We start from the raw sequence: 14,707 nt of genomic DNA on the forward strand, positions 1-14,707 counted from the left end.
GCTCGGAGATGTGGATGCCGGGAACGCTGAAGTGCTTTCCCTCGTGGCCGATCGGGTGCACCTTCGCCGGGTCGGTGAAGATGCCGCGCTCGCGGTCTTCGACGACGGCGTCGTCTTCCCACGATCCCTCCCACAGCTTGTAGAGCACCTCGACGTACTCGTCGGCGTGGTCGTAGCGGTCGTCGTGCGCGAGCTGATCGTGCTGGCCCATGTTGCGGGCGGCGCTGGGCAGGTACCCGGTGACGACGTTCCAGCCGACGCGTCCGTTGGTCAGGTGGTCGAGCGTGCTCAGACGCCGTGCGAACGGATAGGGGTGCTCGAAGGCGGTGCCGGCGGTGATGCCGAAGCCGAGGTGCTCGGTGACCGCCGCCATCGCGCTCACGAGCAGGATCGGGTCGTTCACGGGAACCTGTGCGCCGTTGCGGATCGCCGCCTCGTTGGTGCCGCCGTAGACGTCGTAGGTGCCGAGCACGTCGGCGATGAAGATGCCGTCGAAGGTCGCGCTCTCGAGCAGCTTCGCAAGATCCGTCCAGTACGAGATGGTGTTGTACTGGCGCGAGCGGTCGTCCGGGTGTCGCCACAGACCGGACGACTGGTGGGCGACGCAGTTCATGTCGAAGGCGTTGAAGCGGATCTGACGGGTCATGGGGTCAAGCAAAACCTGCGGAGGCGCCCCGTGTCAGCCCCCGCGACACGGGGCGACACATTCGTCGGTCGAGTCCGGCCGGGTCAGCTCCGGTCGCCGTCGACGGTCTTCGTGGTGGAGGTGATCGGGCGCGGGTCGGGCATGATCGTCTCGACCTGCGGTTTGGCGTTCGCCTGCGCTCGGCACCAGACGACGAATCCGACCGCGGTGAAGACGCCGTAGAACACGTACATGAGCCCGGTGGCGTAGAAGCCCGAGCTGAACAGCAGCGGCACGCCCACGACGTCGACGGCGATCCAGATCAGCCAGAACTCCGTCCACCCCTTGGCCATGCCGTAGGTGGCGAGCAGGGACCCGACGAAGGTCCACGTGTCGGCCCACACCGGCTCCCACGAGCCGAGGGCGCGGAACAGGGGAGTGAGGGCGATCGTGCCGATCACCATCACGAGCACCAGGCCGATGCGCGCGCTGTTCGGTGCCCACCGGGGCGTGACGCGACCACCCGACGACGAGGCCTGCCGCCAGCGCACCCACCCGTAGATCGCCACGATGATGAACATGACCTGACGACCGGCCTGGCCGAGCAGGTGCGGCAGCTCATGATCGGGATTGAGGATGGATCCGAGGAAGACGGTGAGCAGCAGCACGTTGCCGACGATGCCGACCGGCCACGCCCAGATCTTGCGCTGCATGCCGCCGAGTGCGCTGGCGAGGCCGAATGCGTTGCCGACCACCTCGCGCACGAGCAGCACCTGGCCGCCGGGCAGCATCCACTGCGAGTTGAAGGCGTCGACCAGCCAGAGGAAGACGTTCACTTCGTCTCGTCGGGGAAGGGCCGCTGATCGAGCACCAGCTGCAGGAACGTGAGGTCGAGCCAGCGATCGAACTTGGTGCCGACCTGCGGCATGCGCCCGACCTGCATGAAGTCGAGGCGCTTGTGCATGATGATCGACCCCGTGTTGCTGCTCTCGATCGCGGCGACCATCACGTGCTTGCCGAGGCTGCGGGCGCGGTGGATGAGCTCGATCATCAACGCCTTGCCGATGCCGCGACCCCGCTGGCCGTCGCGCACGTACACCGAGTGCTCGACGGTGTGCCGGTAGCCGCTGTGCGGGCGCCAGTCCCCGAAGGTCGCGTACCCGAGCACGCCGGTCTCGTCGACCGCGACGATGACGGGATAGCCGCGGCCCGTGCGCTCCGCGAGCCAGGCGGCGCGGTCTTCGACCGTGACCGCCTCTTCATTCCAGATCGCGGTGGTGTTCAGCACCGCGTCGTTGTGGATCGCCGTGATCGCTTCGAGGTCGGCGGTCTCGGCATCCCGGATCTGGGGGTCGCTCATCGGCTGTCTCCTGCATCTGCGCTCGGGTGCGCACTGCACGACGGTAGCAGGATGCCGGGGCGGGGGCTCTCGGGCACCCGCTTCGCCTCACTGCGACGAGTTCCAGTAGGTGAGCTTGGCGGGGTTGAGCACGATCCACAGCTGGGTGATCACACCCGCCTCGACGTGCAGGTTCATGACCGAATGCACGTTCTCTCCGTCGCGGAACACCAGGCCGAGACCGTCGCCGAAGTGCTTCTCCTCGGCGGTGAAGTGTGGGTTCTTGGCCGCGATCCCGAGCAGGAAGCGCGCGACGTTGTCAGCGCCGCTCACGACATTGCGGGCGGCGCTGACCACGCCGCCACCGTCGCTGCGCAGTTCGACGTCTGGTGCCAGGAACTTCAGCAGCGGAGCGACCTCGCCCGTGCGCGTCGCCTGCTGGAAGGCCCGCACCACGCGGTCGTGCTCGGCGCGAGGCACGGCGGTCGCCCGGTTCTCGCGCACGTGACGACGAGCGGATGACGCGAGCTGCCGCACCGCCGCGGAAGATCGCCCCACGGCCTCGGCGATCTCGTCGAACGGCACGGCGAAGACGTCGTGCAGCACGAAGGCGACGCGCTCGGCGGGAGTCATCGCCTCGAGCACGACCAGCAGCGCGGTCGAGACGTCGTCGTCGAGAGTGATGCGATCGAGAGGATCTTCGGGCGTCGAGGCCGTGCGCGATCCGATCGCTCCGGCGAAGAGCTCGGCCGGAACGGGCTCGGGCAGCCACGGCCCGACGTACTGCTCGCGCCTGTGGCGGGCGGAACCCAGAAGGTCGAGGGCGACGCGTCCTGCGACGGTGGTGAGCCAGCCGGCGGGGTTCGCGATGGTCTCGCGCTCAGCTTCGGTGAGCCGGTACCAGCGCAGGTAGGTCTCCTGCACGACATCCTCGGCATCCGCCAGAGTGCCGGTCATCCGGTATCCGAGGGCGAGCAGGCGTCGCCGCTCGCGGAAGACGTCGTCGAGGTCGTCATCCATGGGGTGCCTTTCGGATGCGGGTGCGAGTGTGCTTTCGCAGGATATGACGACGGAGCAGGGTGGAGTGTGAGGCCTCACGTTCTCGGGTGCTGATTCGTCATCTGGTGCAGGAGGCGTGGACGTCGCCCCGGAGCGGAGAGGGAATCGGATGAGGATCGCGGTCGCAGGAGGAACAGGGGTCGTCGGTCGGCACGCCGTGGAGGCGGCGCGAGCGGCCGGTCACGAGGTGGTGGTGCTGTCGCGGTCGTCCGGAGCCGATGTGCTCACCGGCGCCGGACTGGCCGAGCGGATGCAGGGGGCGGATGCCGTCATCGACGTCACGAACACGACCACGCTCTCGGCTGCGAAGGCGGTGAAGTTCTTCGAGACGGCGACCCGCACTCTGCTGGCTGCGGAGTCGCGTGCGGGTGTCACGCACCACGTCGCTCTGTCGATCGTGGGGATCGATGGCATCGACGCCTCGTACTACGCGGGCAAGCTGGCGCAGGAACGCGCGGTGGCTGCAGGGTCGGTGCCGTTCACGATCGCGAGGGCCGGTCAGTTCCACGAGTTCGCCGGACAGCTGCTGTCGGGGATGTCCGGCCCGGTGGCGGTGCTGCCGAAGCTGCTCATGCGGCCGGTGGCTGCGCGCGAGGTCGGGGAGCATCTGGTGCGTGTCGCCGAGGGCGCGCCGGCCGGGCGTGCGTCCGACCTGGTCGGGCCGAGAAACGAGGTTCTCGCGGATGTGGCGCGGAGGCAGCTGGCGTTCGACGGAGTGCGCCGGCGGGTGCTGGGGGTGCGGCTGCCCGGCGCCTATGGGCGAGGGCTGGCGTCGGGGTCGCTGCGCGGAGGGGCGGATGCTCTGCAGGGTCGGATCACGTTCGATGAGTGGCTGCGGGGTGACGACCACCTGCCTTCATGAGCTCGATCTCCTGCTCCAGCGGATTCCGGCATCTCGCTCGATATTCGAACATCTGTTCTAAAATGGAGACATGCCCTCATCCCGCCTGATGCCGCTTCTCGAGGCCTTCGAGCGCCTCGGCGACGTCTGGGGTGACGCCGAGGAGTCGGCGGAGCTCTCGCGCATCGAGCTGCTCGACGCGCATCGTGCGGTGAGCCAGGCGCAGCGATGCCTCGACGGGCTCCACGCCGAGCTCGCGGCGACGATCGCGCACGAGTCGCGGTCGGAACTCGGCCCTGACGGGTTCGCGAAGCAGCATGGATACCGGAGTGCTGCGGCGATGATCGCCGCGCACACGGGTGGGTCGGCCGGCGACGCCAAACGACTCATCGCGGTGGGGCAGGCAGCGGCGCCGCGGACGAATCTGTTGGGTGAGGTCCTGCCCGCGCGGTATCCGGCGCTGGCGTCGGCGCTCGCCGCAGGGGAGATCTCCGTCGCGGCCGCCGCGCTCATCGTCAGCCTGCTCGAGCGGATCCGACTCAAGGTGGGGTCGGCTCGGGTCGAAGAGGCCGAGCGTCTCCTCGTCGGCAGGGCAGCGGGGATGTCCCTCGCCGACGTCGGCAAGCTGGTGGCCCGTGCCGAAGCCTGGCTCGACCCAGACGGCGTCGCACCCAGAGAGCGAGAGGCCCGCGACCGCCGTTCCCTGACGATGTTCGAGCGCGACGGCTCGCTTCACCTCGTGCTGCAGACCGACATCGCCTCAGGGGCGCCGATCAAGGCCGCGATACAGGCCTACGTGGCGGCGTCGTTTCAGTCGCGGATCACCGCGACAGACCCTGACGCGCCGGATGCCGATCGCCGTTCGGTCGCGATGATCCAGGCCGATGCGTTGACCGCCATCTGCGAGCACGCGATCGCCTGCGACAACGGCGGGATGCCCGCATCGGGTGCGACAGTGGTGGTGCGCGTGAACCTCGACCAGCTCATGTCGGGCGAGGGCCGCGCGACGATCGACGGCAGCGACCAGCCCGTGAGCGTCAGCACCTGGCGTCGCATGGCTGCGGGTGGCGGCATCATCCCGGTGGTTCTCGGATCAGCGGGGGAGATCCTCGACTGGGGGCGCGAGAAGCGGTTGTTCACCCGGGCGCAGCGATTGGCACTCGTCGAGCGAGACGGCGGCTGCGCCATGTGCGGTCTCCCTCCGCAGATGACCAAGGCCCACCACATCAGGTGGTGGCAGCGAGACACCGGACCCACCGACCTGAACAACGGCGTACTGCTGTGCGAGTCGTGTCACCATCGCATCCACGACAACGGGTGGGATATCCGCATCGAGGGGATCGGAGCCGCGGCACGGGTATGGCTGATCCCGCCGCGAAGCATCGATCTCGCGAGGGCTCCGCGCCTCGGGGGTCGGGCCCGCTATGACATCGCTGCCTGACGTCGATTCCGTGGTGCGCGGTTCAGACGTGCACGTCGGCGGGCGATTCCTCGCCCTCGTGGAAGTTCGGCTTCTTGCCGATCAGGCGGCCGATGCCCAGGATGATCCCGACGATGATCAGACCCGCGATCAGGCCGGCGATGGCCGAGAAGAGGGTGTCGCCGATCCAGACGATGACAGCGCCGAGGGGCTCGAGCGCGTGCTCGATGGCATGCAGGATGTCCTCGCCGAAGTGCACGCCCACCTCGCCCAGGTTCACGAGCAGCAGGTGGCCACCGACCCACAGCATCGCCACGGTGCCGAGGATGCTGATGAAGCGGAAGACCGCCGGCATCGAGCGCACGATCCGCATTCCCGTGTGGCGGACGCGTGCGACCGGGTTCTTGGCCATCTTCAGACCGATGTCATCGATCTTCACGAGCAGGGCCACGGCGCCGTAGACGACGCCCGTCATGAGCAGGGCGATCACCGCGAGGATCGCGAGGGTCGTCCAGATGTCGAGACCGGCCTCGAGGTTCGCCAGCGAGATCAGCATGATCTCGGTCGAGAGGATCAGGTCGGTGCGCACGGCGCCGAGCACCAGCTTCTTCTCGTCGCGGGCGCCTTCATCGGCGTGACCGTGCTGCACGCCGAACCACTCGAGCACCTTCTCGGCGCCTTCGAAGCACAGATAGGCACCGCCGAGGATCAGCAGGTACGGCAGCACCCACGGCGCGAAGGCGGTGAGCACCAGCGCGATCGGGATGATGATCACGAACTTGTTGACCAGCGAACCGAGCGCGATCTTCGCGACCACAGGCAGCTCGCGCGCCGGCGTGATGCCCTGCACGTACTGCGGGGTCACCGCGGCATCGTCGATCACGACGCCCGCGGCTTTCGCCGAGGCCTTCATCGCCGCGCTGAGGATGTCATCGACGACGGCGAGCAGTCCAACCGACATGTGCGTCTCCCTGTGGTGTGTGTGGCTGAGCAACTCTATCGACTCCTTTCAAACTCACAGCCCGCTCACAGTCCTGCGGGACCAAAACAGGCGCCCGCCTGGTTCTCCTCTAAGACGCTGCAGCCAGCCGCGTCGGACAAGGAGTCAGATCATGTCGAACGAGTACCGCAAGAACCCCGCGGCGGTCAGCGACCTCACGCACCTGCAGTACGAGGTGACGCAGGAGGATGCCACCGAGCCGCCCTTCCGCAACGCGTATTGGAACAACCACGACGACGGCATCTACGTCGACGTCGTCTCGGGCCAGCCGCTCTTCGCGTCGACCGACAAGTTCGACAGCGGAACCGGATGGCCGAGCTTCACCAAGCCCATCGAGGCCGATGCCGTGACCACGCGCACCGACCGCAAGCTCTGGATGACGCGCACCGAGGCGCGTTCCACCGGCGCCGACAGCCACCTGGGGCACGTCTTCGACGACGGACCCCGCGATGCAGGAGGGCTCCGATACTGCATGAACTCCGCCGCCCTGCGCTTCATCCCGGCTGACAGCCTGGAAGATGAGGGGTACGGTCGCTACCGTCACCTCTTCCCCACCACCCCCACCTCTGAGGAGCAGTCATGACCGACACCGGAACCATCACCCGCACCCCCGGAGCCGAGACCGCCCTGCTGGCGGGCGGCTGCTTCTGGGGCATGGAAGACCTGATCCGCCGCCAGCCCGGCGTGCTCGACACCCGTGTCGGCTACACCGGCGGCAGCAACGACCACGCCACCTACCGCAACCACCCGGGTCACGCCGAGGCTGTGGAGATCGTCTTCGACCCCACCAAGACGACGTACCGCGACATCCTCGCGTTCTTCTTCCAGATCCACGACCCGTCGACGAAGGACCGTCAGGGCAACGATGTCGGCTCGAGCTACCGCTCGGCGATCTTCCCGCTCAGCCCCGAGCAGGAGGCCGTCGCCCGCGACACCATCGCCGACGTCGACGCCTCAGGCCTCTGGCCGGGCAAGGCCGTGACCACGATCGAGCCCGCGGGCCCGTTCTGGCAGGCGGAGGAAGAGCACCAGGACTACCTGATCAAGTACCCCAACGGCTACACCTGCCACTTCCCGCGTGCGGGATGGGTGCTGCCGAAGCGCGAAGAGAACGCGACGGTCTGACCGTCACCCCGAGAGCCCTTCGTCACCTCGTGACGGAGGGCTCTTCTCGTGCCTGCGGTCAGCCCTCCGACAGGAACGCCAGCGCTGCTTCCTTGAACGCGCGGGACCCCGGAGCGTTGAAGTGGTTACGATCCGGGATCTCGAAGAACCGCCCCTGAGGGGCTGCGGATGCGAGCGCGCGCGAGCCTTCGATGATCGCGTCCTTCGAGCCCGTCGCGAACAGGATCGGGCTCGAGGGGGCGTTCGACGGATCGGGGTCGATCGTCCGTGACGACCGCATCCCCTCCGCCAGTGCCACCAGGGCTCCGAGGTCGTTGCCCGGCACGCGCTCGGTCAGCGTGATGTAGTTCTGCGTCGTCGCATCCGACACGGGCGTGCCGTCCGCCAGGTACGCGCGCACCTGATCGAGATCGAGCCGGGCGAGAGGGATGCCGTCGGGCACGCCGCCGAGCACGGCACGACCGATGCGATGCGGAAGATCACGCACGACCTCCCAGCCGACCCGCGCGCCGAGCGAGTATCCGACGTAGACGGCTTCATCGACGAGGTATGCGTCCATGACCGTCTCGACGTCGGTCGCGAGGGTGCGGATGCCGTACGCGTCGGCCTGATGCGGCTTCTGACTGAGGCCATGGCCCCGCTGGTCGAGCGCCAGCACGCGGTATCCGGCCTTGGTGAGTTCGCGCACCCAGCCCGTGAGCACCCAGGTGTCGCGGGCGCTCGACGCGAAGCCGTGCACGATCACCACCACCGGCGCATCGATCTCGCCCCATGTGTACGTCGCGAGGCGAGTGCCGTCAGCGGCGTACACCTGCTGGGGTTCGGGCATGTTGGTCAGGTCGGAGAGAGGAACAGCCACGGCATCCATTGTCCTCCTCCTGCGATGCCCGGAGACGCCGAGACCCACCGGCCCCGAGGGAACGGTGGGTCTCGGTCGTCAGCAGCTCCGGCTCAGAAGCGAGCGCGCAGGGCCTCGCCGAGCGAGCCGTCGACGTTCGTCCAGTACTGGAAGAAGCGCTCGCGGATCGCGTCGATCGTGATGGCCTGTCCCTGACCGGTCAGCGTGTCGAGGAAGCGCGCGCGCTGCTCGTCGTCGAAGACCGTGCGGTACAGCGTGCCCGCCTGACCGAAGTCGTCGTCATCGAGGTGCAGGGTCGCCGCGGCGCGGATCAGCTCGCCGTCCGACTCCCAGCTCGCCTCGACACCGGCGGCCGGGTCGGCCGTCGGTCCACCGGCGGGGCCGTACGAGTTCGGCGTGTAGACGCGGTGCTCGGCCGGGTTGAACTTGTACTGCATCTGGCCTTCGTGCATGTAGTTGCGCACCTCGGCCGCATGCGGCTGGTTGACCGGAAGCTGGTTGTAGTTCGCGCCGATGCGGTAGCGCTGTGCGTCGGAGTAGGCGAACACCCGAGCCATGAGCATCTTGTCGGGCGAGATGCCGGTGCCGGGAACCTGGTTGCCGGGCGAGAAGGCGGCCTGCTCGATCTCGGCGAAGAAGTTCTGCGGGTTGCGGTCGAGCGTGAACGTGCCGACCTTGATGCGCGGGTAGTCCTTCTTCGACCAGGTCTTCGTCAGGTCGAACGGGTTGAAGCGGTAGGTCTTGCCCTCGTCGTAGGGCATGACCTGCACGTAGACATCCCAGGAGGGGGCGTCGCCGCTCGCGATCGCGTCGAACAGGTCGCGACGGTAGTAGTCGGCATCCGATCCTGCGAGCTTCTCGGCCTCTTCGGCGCTCATCGCCTCGACGCCCTGCTTCGACAGGAAGTGGTACTGCACCCAGAAGCGCTCGCCTGCGGCGTTGACCCACTGGTAGGTGTGCGAGCCGTAGCCGTTCATGTGGCGCCAGCTGCGCGGCAGGCCACGGTCTCCCATCAGGTACGTGACCTGGTGGGCGGACTCGGGAGAGAGGGTCCAGAAGTCCCACTGCATGTCGGCGTCGCGCAGACCCGAGTCGCCGAGGCGCTTCTGCGAGTGGATGAAGTCAGGGAACTTCATGGCGTCGCGCAGGAAGAAGGTCGGGGTGTTGTTGCCGACGATGTCGAGGTTGCCCTCGGACGTGTAGAAGCGCAGCGCGAAGCCGCGCACGTCGCGCCAGGTGTCGGGCGAACCCTGCTCGCCGGCGACCGACGAGAAGCGCAGCAGCGTCTCGCTCTGAGCGCCGGGCTGGAAGGCTGCGGCACGGGTGTAGGCCGACACATCCTCGGTCACGGTGAAGGTTCCGAAGGCTCCGCCGCCCTTGGCGTGCGGGTTGCGCTCCGGCACACGCTCGCGGTTGAACGACGCGAGCTTCTCGACGAGGTAGCGGTCGTGCAGGACCGTGGGTCCGTCTGCTCCGACGGTGAGCGAGTGGGCGTCGCTCGCGACGGGAGTGCCCGTCTGGGTGGTGGTCGATGGGTCGGTCATGTTCTTCTCCTTCTGCGCACAGGGACGACGATCACCCCGGGTGCCCGGGATCGGACGTCGGATGCTACTGCGCGGCGTTCTGGCAACTGGGGCACAGGCCCCAGAAGGTCACTTCGGCTGTCTGGACGGTGAATCCCCCCGCCGAAGACGGGGTGAGGCACGGCGCTTCGCCGACGACGCAGTCCACATCGCCGATCGCACCGCACTGGGTGCACACGATGTGGTGATGGTTGTCGTCGATGCGCCGTTCATAGAGCGCCGCGGAGCCTGCCGGTTCGATCCGGCGGATCAGACCCGCCGTCGTCAGGTCCGCGAGGATGTTGTGCACCGACTGGATCGACGTCGTCGGAAGCACCTCGGAGACGGCGCGGAAGACCCGCTCCGCATCCGTGTGGGCCATGGATTCCAGAGCCTCGAGAACGGCGACGCGGCCCGCGGTCGCACGCAGCCCGGCACCGCGAAGTGCCGAGTCGAGTTCTGTCTCCATGCCTCGACTCTAGCGTCTCTTTTGAGTAATTCAAAAGAATGGCGTGTCGGCCGCGCGGGTGGCATCCTGCACACGTGCACGTAGCGTGAAGGGATGTCTACGACAAGAGCGGCAGCAGTGGGACTGATCCTGATGGCGGGCGTCGCGCTCGCCGGATGCAGTGGCGAACCCTCAGGGTCGGGCGAGGGGTCCCCGTCGCCCTCCGCCTCGGCGTCGAGCCCCACGCCGACCCCGACTCCGGACGCCGAGGCGGATGAAGCGCTGCTCCCGGTGCCGGTCGAGGAGATCGCCGACTGGGCGAAGACTGCCGTTGCCGGCGGAGACGCCGACGGATACGTCTTCGGCTTCTCCGGGTGGATGAGCGAGAACAGTTCGGCCCACGACGTGACGTCCTTCACGTCACTCCCGCCGGGGTCGTACCAGGCTCAGTTCGCCTGCAGGGGTGACGGCACCATCACTCTCGTGACCAGCGAGCTGGACGAGGGAGACCCGACAGAGCCGGTCGTGTGCGCGAACGAGACGATCGCCTTCGACGTCACGAATGCTCGCACCGGGATTCGATTCGCACTCGCTCTCGAGGGCGCCCCCACGGTCCACGCGCTGTCGCTCGTCGAGGCGTCCTGAGCGCGCGGTCGTCCGGATCCACTGCGGGCGTCAGGACTCCGACGGCGCGAGAGGCAGCTCGAGGCCGTAGTTCCAGGTCAGGATCGCCGGCTGCTCGCGGTAGAAGCTCAGCACCGACACCGATCCGGCGTCCAGCGTGATCTGAGCGCCGAAGCGCGGCGCGAGGCGCAGATAGACCGCGGTGAGGATGCGGAGGAAGTGCCCGTGCGCGACCAGCGCCACATCACCCTCGGTCAGCTTCGGCAGAACCCGGGTGAGCACGCGGGATGCGCGGGCCGCGACCTCCTCGACGGTCTCGCCCGGCGTGGCGCCTCGGATCACTCCGTGAGTGAATGCGCTCCAGTCGTAGCCGAGCTCCTCGCGGATGTCCTTCGTCGTGCGGCCCTCGTATCCGCCGTAGTCCCACTCGACGAGCAGCGGATCGATCTCGGCGTGCAGACCGGCGAGCTCGGCCGTGCGCCGGGCGCGCTCGAGCGGCGACGACAGCACGAGCGAGAAGTCGTAGTCGGCGACCAGCTGTCCGGCACCCCGGGCGAGGTCCTCGCCCCGCGCTGTGAGCGGGATGTCCGTGAGGCCGGTGTGCAGGCCGGCCTTCGACCACTCGGTCTCGCCATGGCGCAGGAGCACGAGCTTTCCCGTCGGGTTGTCGGGCGCGGGGCGGTCGGGCAGCTGGTCATAGACAGGGATCGCAGGCACACCGCAACCGTAGCCCGACGTCGGGGCCCGGTCACTGCGTGATCGTGAACCCGCCCCCACGCACGCGCACCTTTCCGCCGGCGACGGCCTGGCCGCGCTGCGATCCGTCCGCCTCGTAGGCTCGGCCGGCACCGGGTGCGAGCGCAGCGACCCGCTGGTCCCGTCGAGTCCCGTTCGCATAGAGCACCGCCGCGCCGGAGGTCGTCGAGTACACCGCGTTCGCGACGGCCGGCTGGATCACGAGAGCATCGAGCCGCACGTCGCCGGTGCTCGTGCATCGCACGGTCACCGCCTCCGCAGGCAGCTCGCCACCGAGCAGCTGCGGCACCAGCATCCCGTCGGCTTCGGTGAGTCCGCGCTCGCCGGTGCCACCCGCGGGCGTGCGAGTGCTCCACAGACGCCGGCGACCGCGAAACACCTCCCACACCGCTTCGCCCGCATCCGCCGCCTGTCTCCAGACGAGGCCGTGCAGGATGCCGTCGGCCTCGGTCACATCGAACTCAACCGACTCGCCCGCGGGAACGCGCACGTACGCGCCACCCGAGAGGTTTCCCTCGCCGGTCCAGGCGCCGCCCTCGGGGCGCACGACCACGCAGCCCGCCGAGAGCCGGGCGCCCCCGGCATCGATCACTCGCAGCCCCGAGAACGACGACAGCCCGGTGATCGACGTCGCGATCCGGGCGATGTCACGGTTCGCATCCAGCAGCAGCATCGTGAGCAGTCCGTGGATGGTGGACTCGGCTCCGGAGTTCCGATTCACCCGTCCATCCGTCTCGACACCGTCGAAAGTCACACCGGTGGCCGGGTCGTAGACAGGGATACCCGCCGTGTTCGCGCCGAAGAACCACCCGGCGGCGAGTCCTGCGAGCACCCGCAGTCCCTCTCCGCCGACGGATGCCGCCTGCACCGCCGCCGCGACGCGACCGTGCGCGCCGTAGGCGATCTGCGCCTCCGCGGGCAACGGCGCCCAGGCGTTGTGCGGACCCCCCGAAGCGAGCACCTGCGGGGTGAAGGTCCCGGCATCCGCCACGGCCGCCGCGGTCCACTCGCGACGTCGCAGCAGCGCACCGGCGCGAGCGAGGGCCTCGGGGGCGGCCGCACCCCAGGCGTGCCAGAATCCCAGCGACCCGGTCCAAGGCAGCACGGCGCCGAACGGCCAGCCCTTCGCAGGATCAGTGGCCATCGCCGCGACACCTTCTCCATACGTCTGCAGAGCCTGTCGGCTTCGGGCGTCTCCGGCCTCGGTCGCGGCGGCGAGTCCGAGCATGGCCTCGGCCGTGGCATCCGCTCCACCGGCGATCAACCAGGCGGGCAGGTCGCGTCCGTCGCTGCGCACCCACTGCCCGGCGCGCGACAGCGACTCGCGACCGAGCGCATCGAGGGCCAGATGCAGCCGCGAGAGCAGGAACGCCGCGAACTCGGCATCCTCCCGTCGGAAGGCCGCGTAACCCTCACCGAACGCCCACACCGTGCGCGCCAGCCAGTACGACTCGGCGGAGTCCGACGGATCCGGCAGTTCGACGGGGATCGCGCTGGGATTCAGCGTGCCGTCCTCCTGCTGCCACAGCACCACGCGGCCGGCATTCGGCCCGCTGGTCGTCTGCAGGAACGCCAGCGACCGCAGCACATCGCGTGCCTCGTCGCGGGCCTGCGCGTCGCCGGTCGCCTTCCATTCGCGCAGGAACACGATCGCGGCTCGGGCGATGTCATCCGCGTTGTACGCGCCCTGTGTCCAAGAGCCGGTCACGGCGTCGCGAGTGCCGCCACCCACCGGTCGGTAGCCCCCGGCGCCGTCGGCGTCGGCATACGTCCATGGCGCGAGCACGCGCGGCGAGATGTCGATGTCGAACGTGGTGTGCGTGACGCTCGCCACGACCGGCACCTCCGCGAGCAGAAAGCGCAGGTGTGCGAGGTTCGTGAGTCGCGCCCCGGCACCCGCCCCCGCAGGCGGAGACCCGAGAGGCAGTCCGGCAGCGGACGCCGATGCCTGCGCCCCGGCCGAATCCAGCGGCAGGAGCGCCAGCGCCGAGGTGGCGGCTGCCGCGGTCAGGAAGGTCCGTCGGGAGATGGCCATGGTCTCATTCCTCGCCCGTGTTCGAGTCGGCGCCGTCTCGCAGTGCGCGGCCCCACGGCTGGGCGGGGTCGTGGATGGCGACGGCCAGCGTCGTGTCCGACTGCCCGTAGTACGCGAACCACCGGCCCTGGAACTTCACGAGTCCCTCGACGAAGGTCACGTTCGAGACGAGCCCGTGCATGTCCTCGAAGGTCTGCGGACGCAGCCACGGCTCCTGCAGCCGCGCGAGCACCTTGGTCGGCTCATCGGGGTCGATCGCGATCTGGCCGCAGCGGTAGTCCACGTCGACCGAACCGTCTTCGTGCACGGTCCTGGTCGCCCCGTTCGTGAGCATCACGAGCAACCCGTTGTCGGTGACGACAGGCGAGGTGCCGATCTCGACGAGCGCTTCGTCCCAGGTGCCGGGGGTCGGCGAGTACATCGGCTCGGTGTCGGGGGTGCCGGGCGTCCAGCGGAGGAGGTCGTCGCTGGTGGCCCAGTAGATGCCGCCCTCGCCGAAGTACATCCACCACTTGCCGTGCATCTTCTGCGGCACGATGACCCCCGCCTTCGACCAGTTGAACCCGCGGGGGTCCATGGTCTTGAACGTGTCGAAATCGTCGAACAGCGGTCCGTGCTTGGTCCAGGTGCGCAGATCGGTCGAGGTCGCGAGGCACAGCTGCGCGCTGCGCCGATCCCAGCCGGTGTAGGTCAGGTAGTAGGTGCCGTCGATCAGCGCGATGCGCGGATCCTCGCATCCGTAGCGCTCGTAGTCCTCGGAGGGCGAGAGGATCGGTGCGTCCTCGCGGGTGAAGTTCACGCCGTCGCTCGAGCGGGCGATGCCGATGTGCGAGACGATGTCGTCGGCGTGCGCCCGGTAGAGCAGCACCACTTCGTCGCCGTCGACGAGAGCCGCCGGGTTGTAGAGATTGGCCGACTCCCAGCTGTCGCCCTTCGGACGCAGGATCGGGTTGCCCTCGTAGGGGGTGAACGGGCCGAGGGGGAAGGATGCTCCGGTGAACATGGGGGTCCTTT

General features: G+C 68.6%; 16 protein-coding genes. 5 read left to right on the top strand and 11 right to left on the bottom strand.

From position 1 onward, the window contains the following. From RU09_RS10665 to sigJ, 4 genes are all read right to left on the bottom strand, one after another. Nucleotides 1–646 (bottom strand): NtaA/DmoA family FMN-dependent monooxygenase (locus RU09_RS10665; RefSeq protein ID WP_042540412.1); only part of this gene is annotated, 646 nt, incomplete at its 3' end. A gap of 83 nt (nt 647–729) precedes the next feature. Continuing rightward, complete coding sequence (gene pnuC / locus RU09_RS10670; RefSeq protein WP_042540537.1) at nt 730–1,416, bottom strand: nicotinamide riboside transporter PnuC; 687 nt, start codon at nt 1,414–1,416, stop codon at nt 730–732. A gap of 41 nt (nt 1,417–1,457) precedes the next feature. After that, a complete protein-coding gene (locus RU09_RS10675) occupies nt 1,458–1,985 on the bottom strand; it encodes a GNAT family N-acetyltransferase (protein WP_042540414.1) in 528 nt (175 codons plus the stop codon). Nucleotides 1,986–2,072: 87 nt separating this feature from the next. Beyond that, nucleotides 2,073–2,984 carry an RNA polymerase sigma factor SigJ gene (gene sigJ, locus RU09_RS10680; protein ID WP_042540416.1) on the bottom strand — a complete coding sequence of 304 codons (912 nt, stop codon included), beginning with the start codon at nt 2,982–2,984 and terminating at the stop codon, nt 2,073–2,075. A gap of 148 nt (nt 2,985–3,132) precedes the next feature. Here sigJ and RU09_RS10685 point away from each other — a divergent pair, with 148 nt between their 5' ends. Together RU09_RS10685 and RU09_RS10690 are read left to right on the top strand one after the other, a co-directional pair. After that, nucleotides 3,133–3,885 carry an SDR family oxidoreductase gene (locus tag RU09_RS10685; protein WP_042540418.1) on the top strand — a complete coding sequence of 251 codons (753 nt, stop codon included), beginning with the start codon at nt 3,133–3,135 and terminating at the stop codon, nt 3,883–3,885. Between the two features lie 70 nt (nt 3,886–3,955). Next, on the top strand, nt 3,956–5,305 hold the full coding sequence (locus RU09_RS10690) for an HNH endonuclease (RefSeq protein WP_042540420.1): 1,350 nt from the start codon (nt 3,956–3,958) through the stop codon (nt 5,303–5,305). Nucleotides 5,306–5,327: 22 nt separating this feature from the next. Here the strand turns inward: RU09_RS10690 and RU09_RS10695 are convergent, their stop codons facing one another. Then, complete coding sequence (locus tag RU09_RS10695; protein WP_042540422.1) at nt 5,328–6,245, bottom strand: DUF808 domain-containing protein; 918 nt, start codon at nt 6,243–6,245, stop codon at nt 5,328–5,330. A gap of 151 nt (nt 6,246–6,396) precedes the next feature. On the opposite strand from RU09_RS10695, the gene msrB reads away from it, so the two are divergent. Further along, a complete protein-coding gene (gene msrB / locus RU09_RS10700) occupies nt 6,397–6,867 on the top strand; it encodes a peptide-methionine (R)-S-oxide reductase MsrB (protein WP_042540424.1) in 471 nt (156 codons plus the stop codon). Beyond that, nucleotides 6,864–7,409 (top strand): peptide-methionine (S)-S-oxide reductase MsrA, encoded by a 546-nt coding sequence (gene msrA / locus RU09_RS10705; RefSeq protein WP_042540426.1) that lies wholly within the window; start codon nt 6,864–6,866, stop codon nt 7,407–7,409. The genes msrB and msrA overlap by 4 nt, the downstream gene beginning before the upstream one ends. Before the next feature lie 58 nt (nt 7,410–7,467). Here msrA and RU09_RS10710 read toward each other — a convergent pair whose 3' ends face one another. The 3 genes from RU09_RS10710 to RU09_RS10720 all read right to left on the bottom strand — a co-directional run bounded on the left by RU09_RS10710 (nt 7,468) and on the right by RU09_RS10720 (nt 10,299). Then, nucleotides 7,468–8,277 carry an alpha/beta fold hydrolase gene (locus tag RU09_RS10710; protein ID WP_042540428.1) on the bottom strand — a complete coding sequence of 270 codons (810 nt, stop codon included), beginning with the start codon at nt 8,275–8,277 and terminating at the stop codon, nt 7,468–7,470. An 83-nt stretch (nt 8,278–8,360) separates the two neighbouring features. Continuing rightward, nucleotides 8,361–9,812, bottom strand: a complete 1,452-nt coding sequence (locus RU09_RS10715; RefSeq protein WP_042540430.1) for a catalase — start codon at nt 9,810–9,812, stop codon at nt 8,361–8,363. 64 nt (nt 9,813–9,876) lie between these two features. Beyond that, entirely contained in the window at nt 9,877–10,299 is a 423-nt protein-coding gene (locus RU09_RS10720) for a Fur family transcriptional regulator (RefSeq protein WP_042540432.1), read from the bottom strand. A 93-nt stretch (nt 10,300–10,392) separates the two neighbouring features. On the opposite strand from RU09_RS10720, the gene RU09_RS10725 reads away from it, so the two are divergent. Next, nucleotides 10,393–10,923, top strand: a complete 531-nt coding sequence (locus RU09_RS10725; protein WP_153302267.1) for a hypothetical protein — start codon at nt 10,393–10,395, stop codon at nt 10,921–10,923. Between the two features lie 30 nt (nt 10,924–10,953). Here RU09_RS10725 and RU09_RS10730 read toward each other — a convergent pair whose 3' ends face one another. From RU09_RS10730 to RU09_RS10740, 3 genes are read right to left on the bottom strand one after another with little or no spacing between them, the layout of a single operon-like run. Further along, nucleotides 10,954–11,610, bottom strand: a complete 657-nt coding sequence (locus RU09_RS10730) for a histidine phosphatase family protein (RefSeq protein WP_228385721.1) — start codon at nt 11,608–11,610, stop codon at nt 10,954–10,956. Nucleotides 11,611–11,650: 40 nt separating this feature from the next. After that, nucleotides 11,651–13,693 (bottom strand): hypothetical protein, encoded by a 2,043-nt coding sequence (locus RU09_RS10735; protein WP_042540437.1) that lies wholly within the window; start codon nt 13,691–13,693, stop codon nt 11,651–11,653. Between the two features lie 4 nt (nt 13,694–13,697). Further along, nucleotides 13,698–14,696 carry a glycoside hydrolase family 130 protein gene (locus RU09_RS10740; RefSeq protein WP_052492939.1) on the bottom strand — a complete coding sequence of 333 codons (999 nt, stop codon included), beginning with the start codon at nt 14,694–14,696 and terminating at the stop codon, nt 13,698–13,700. Between the last annotated feature and the right edge of the window lie 11 nt (nt 14,697–14,707).

This window comes from Microbacterium sp. MEJ108Y (genome assembly GCF_000834175.1).
Taxonomy (GTDB): domain Bacteria; phylum Actinomycetota; class Actinomycetes; order Actinomycetales; family Microbacteriaceae; genus Microbacterium; species Microbacterium forte.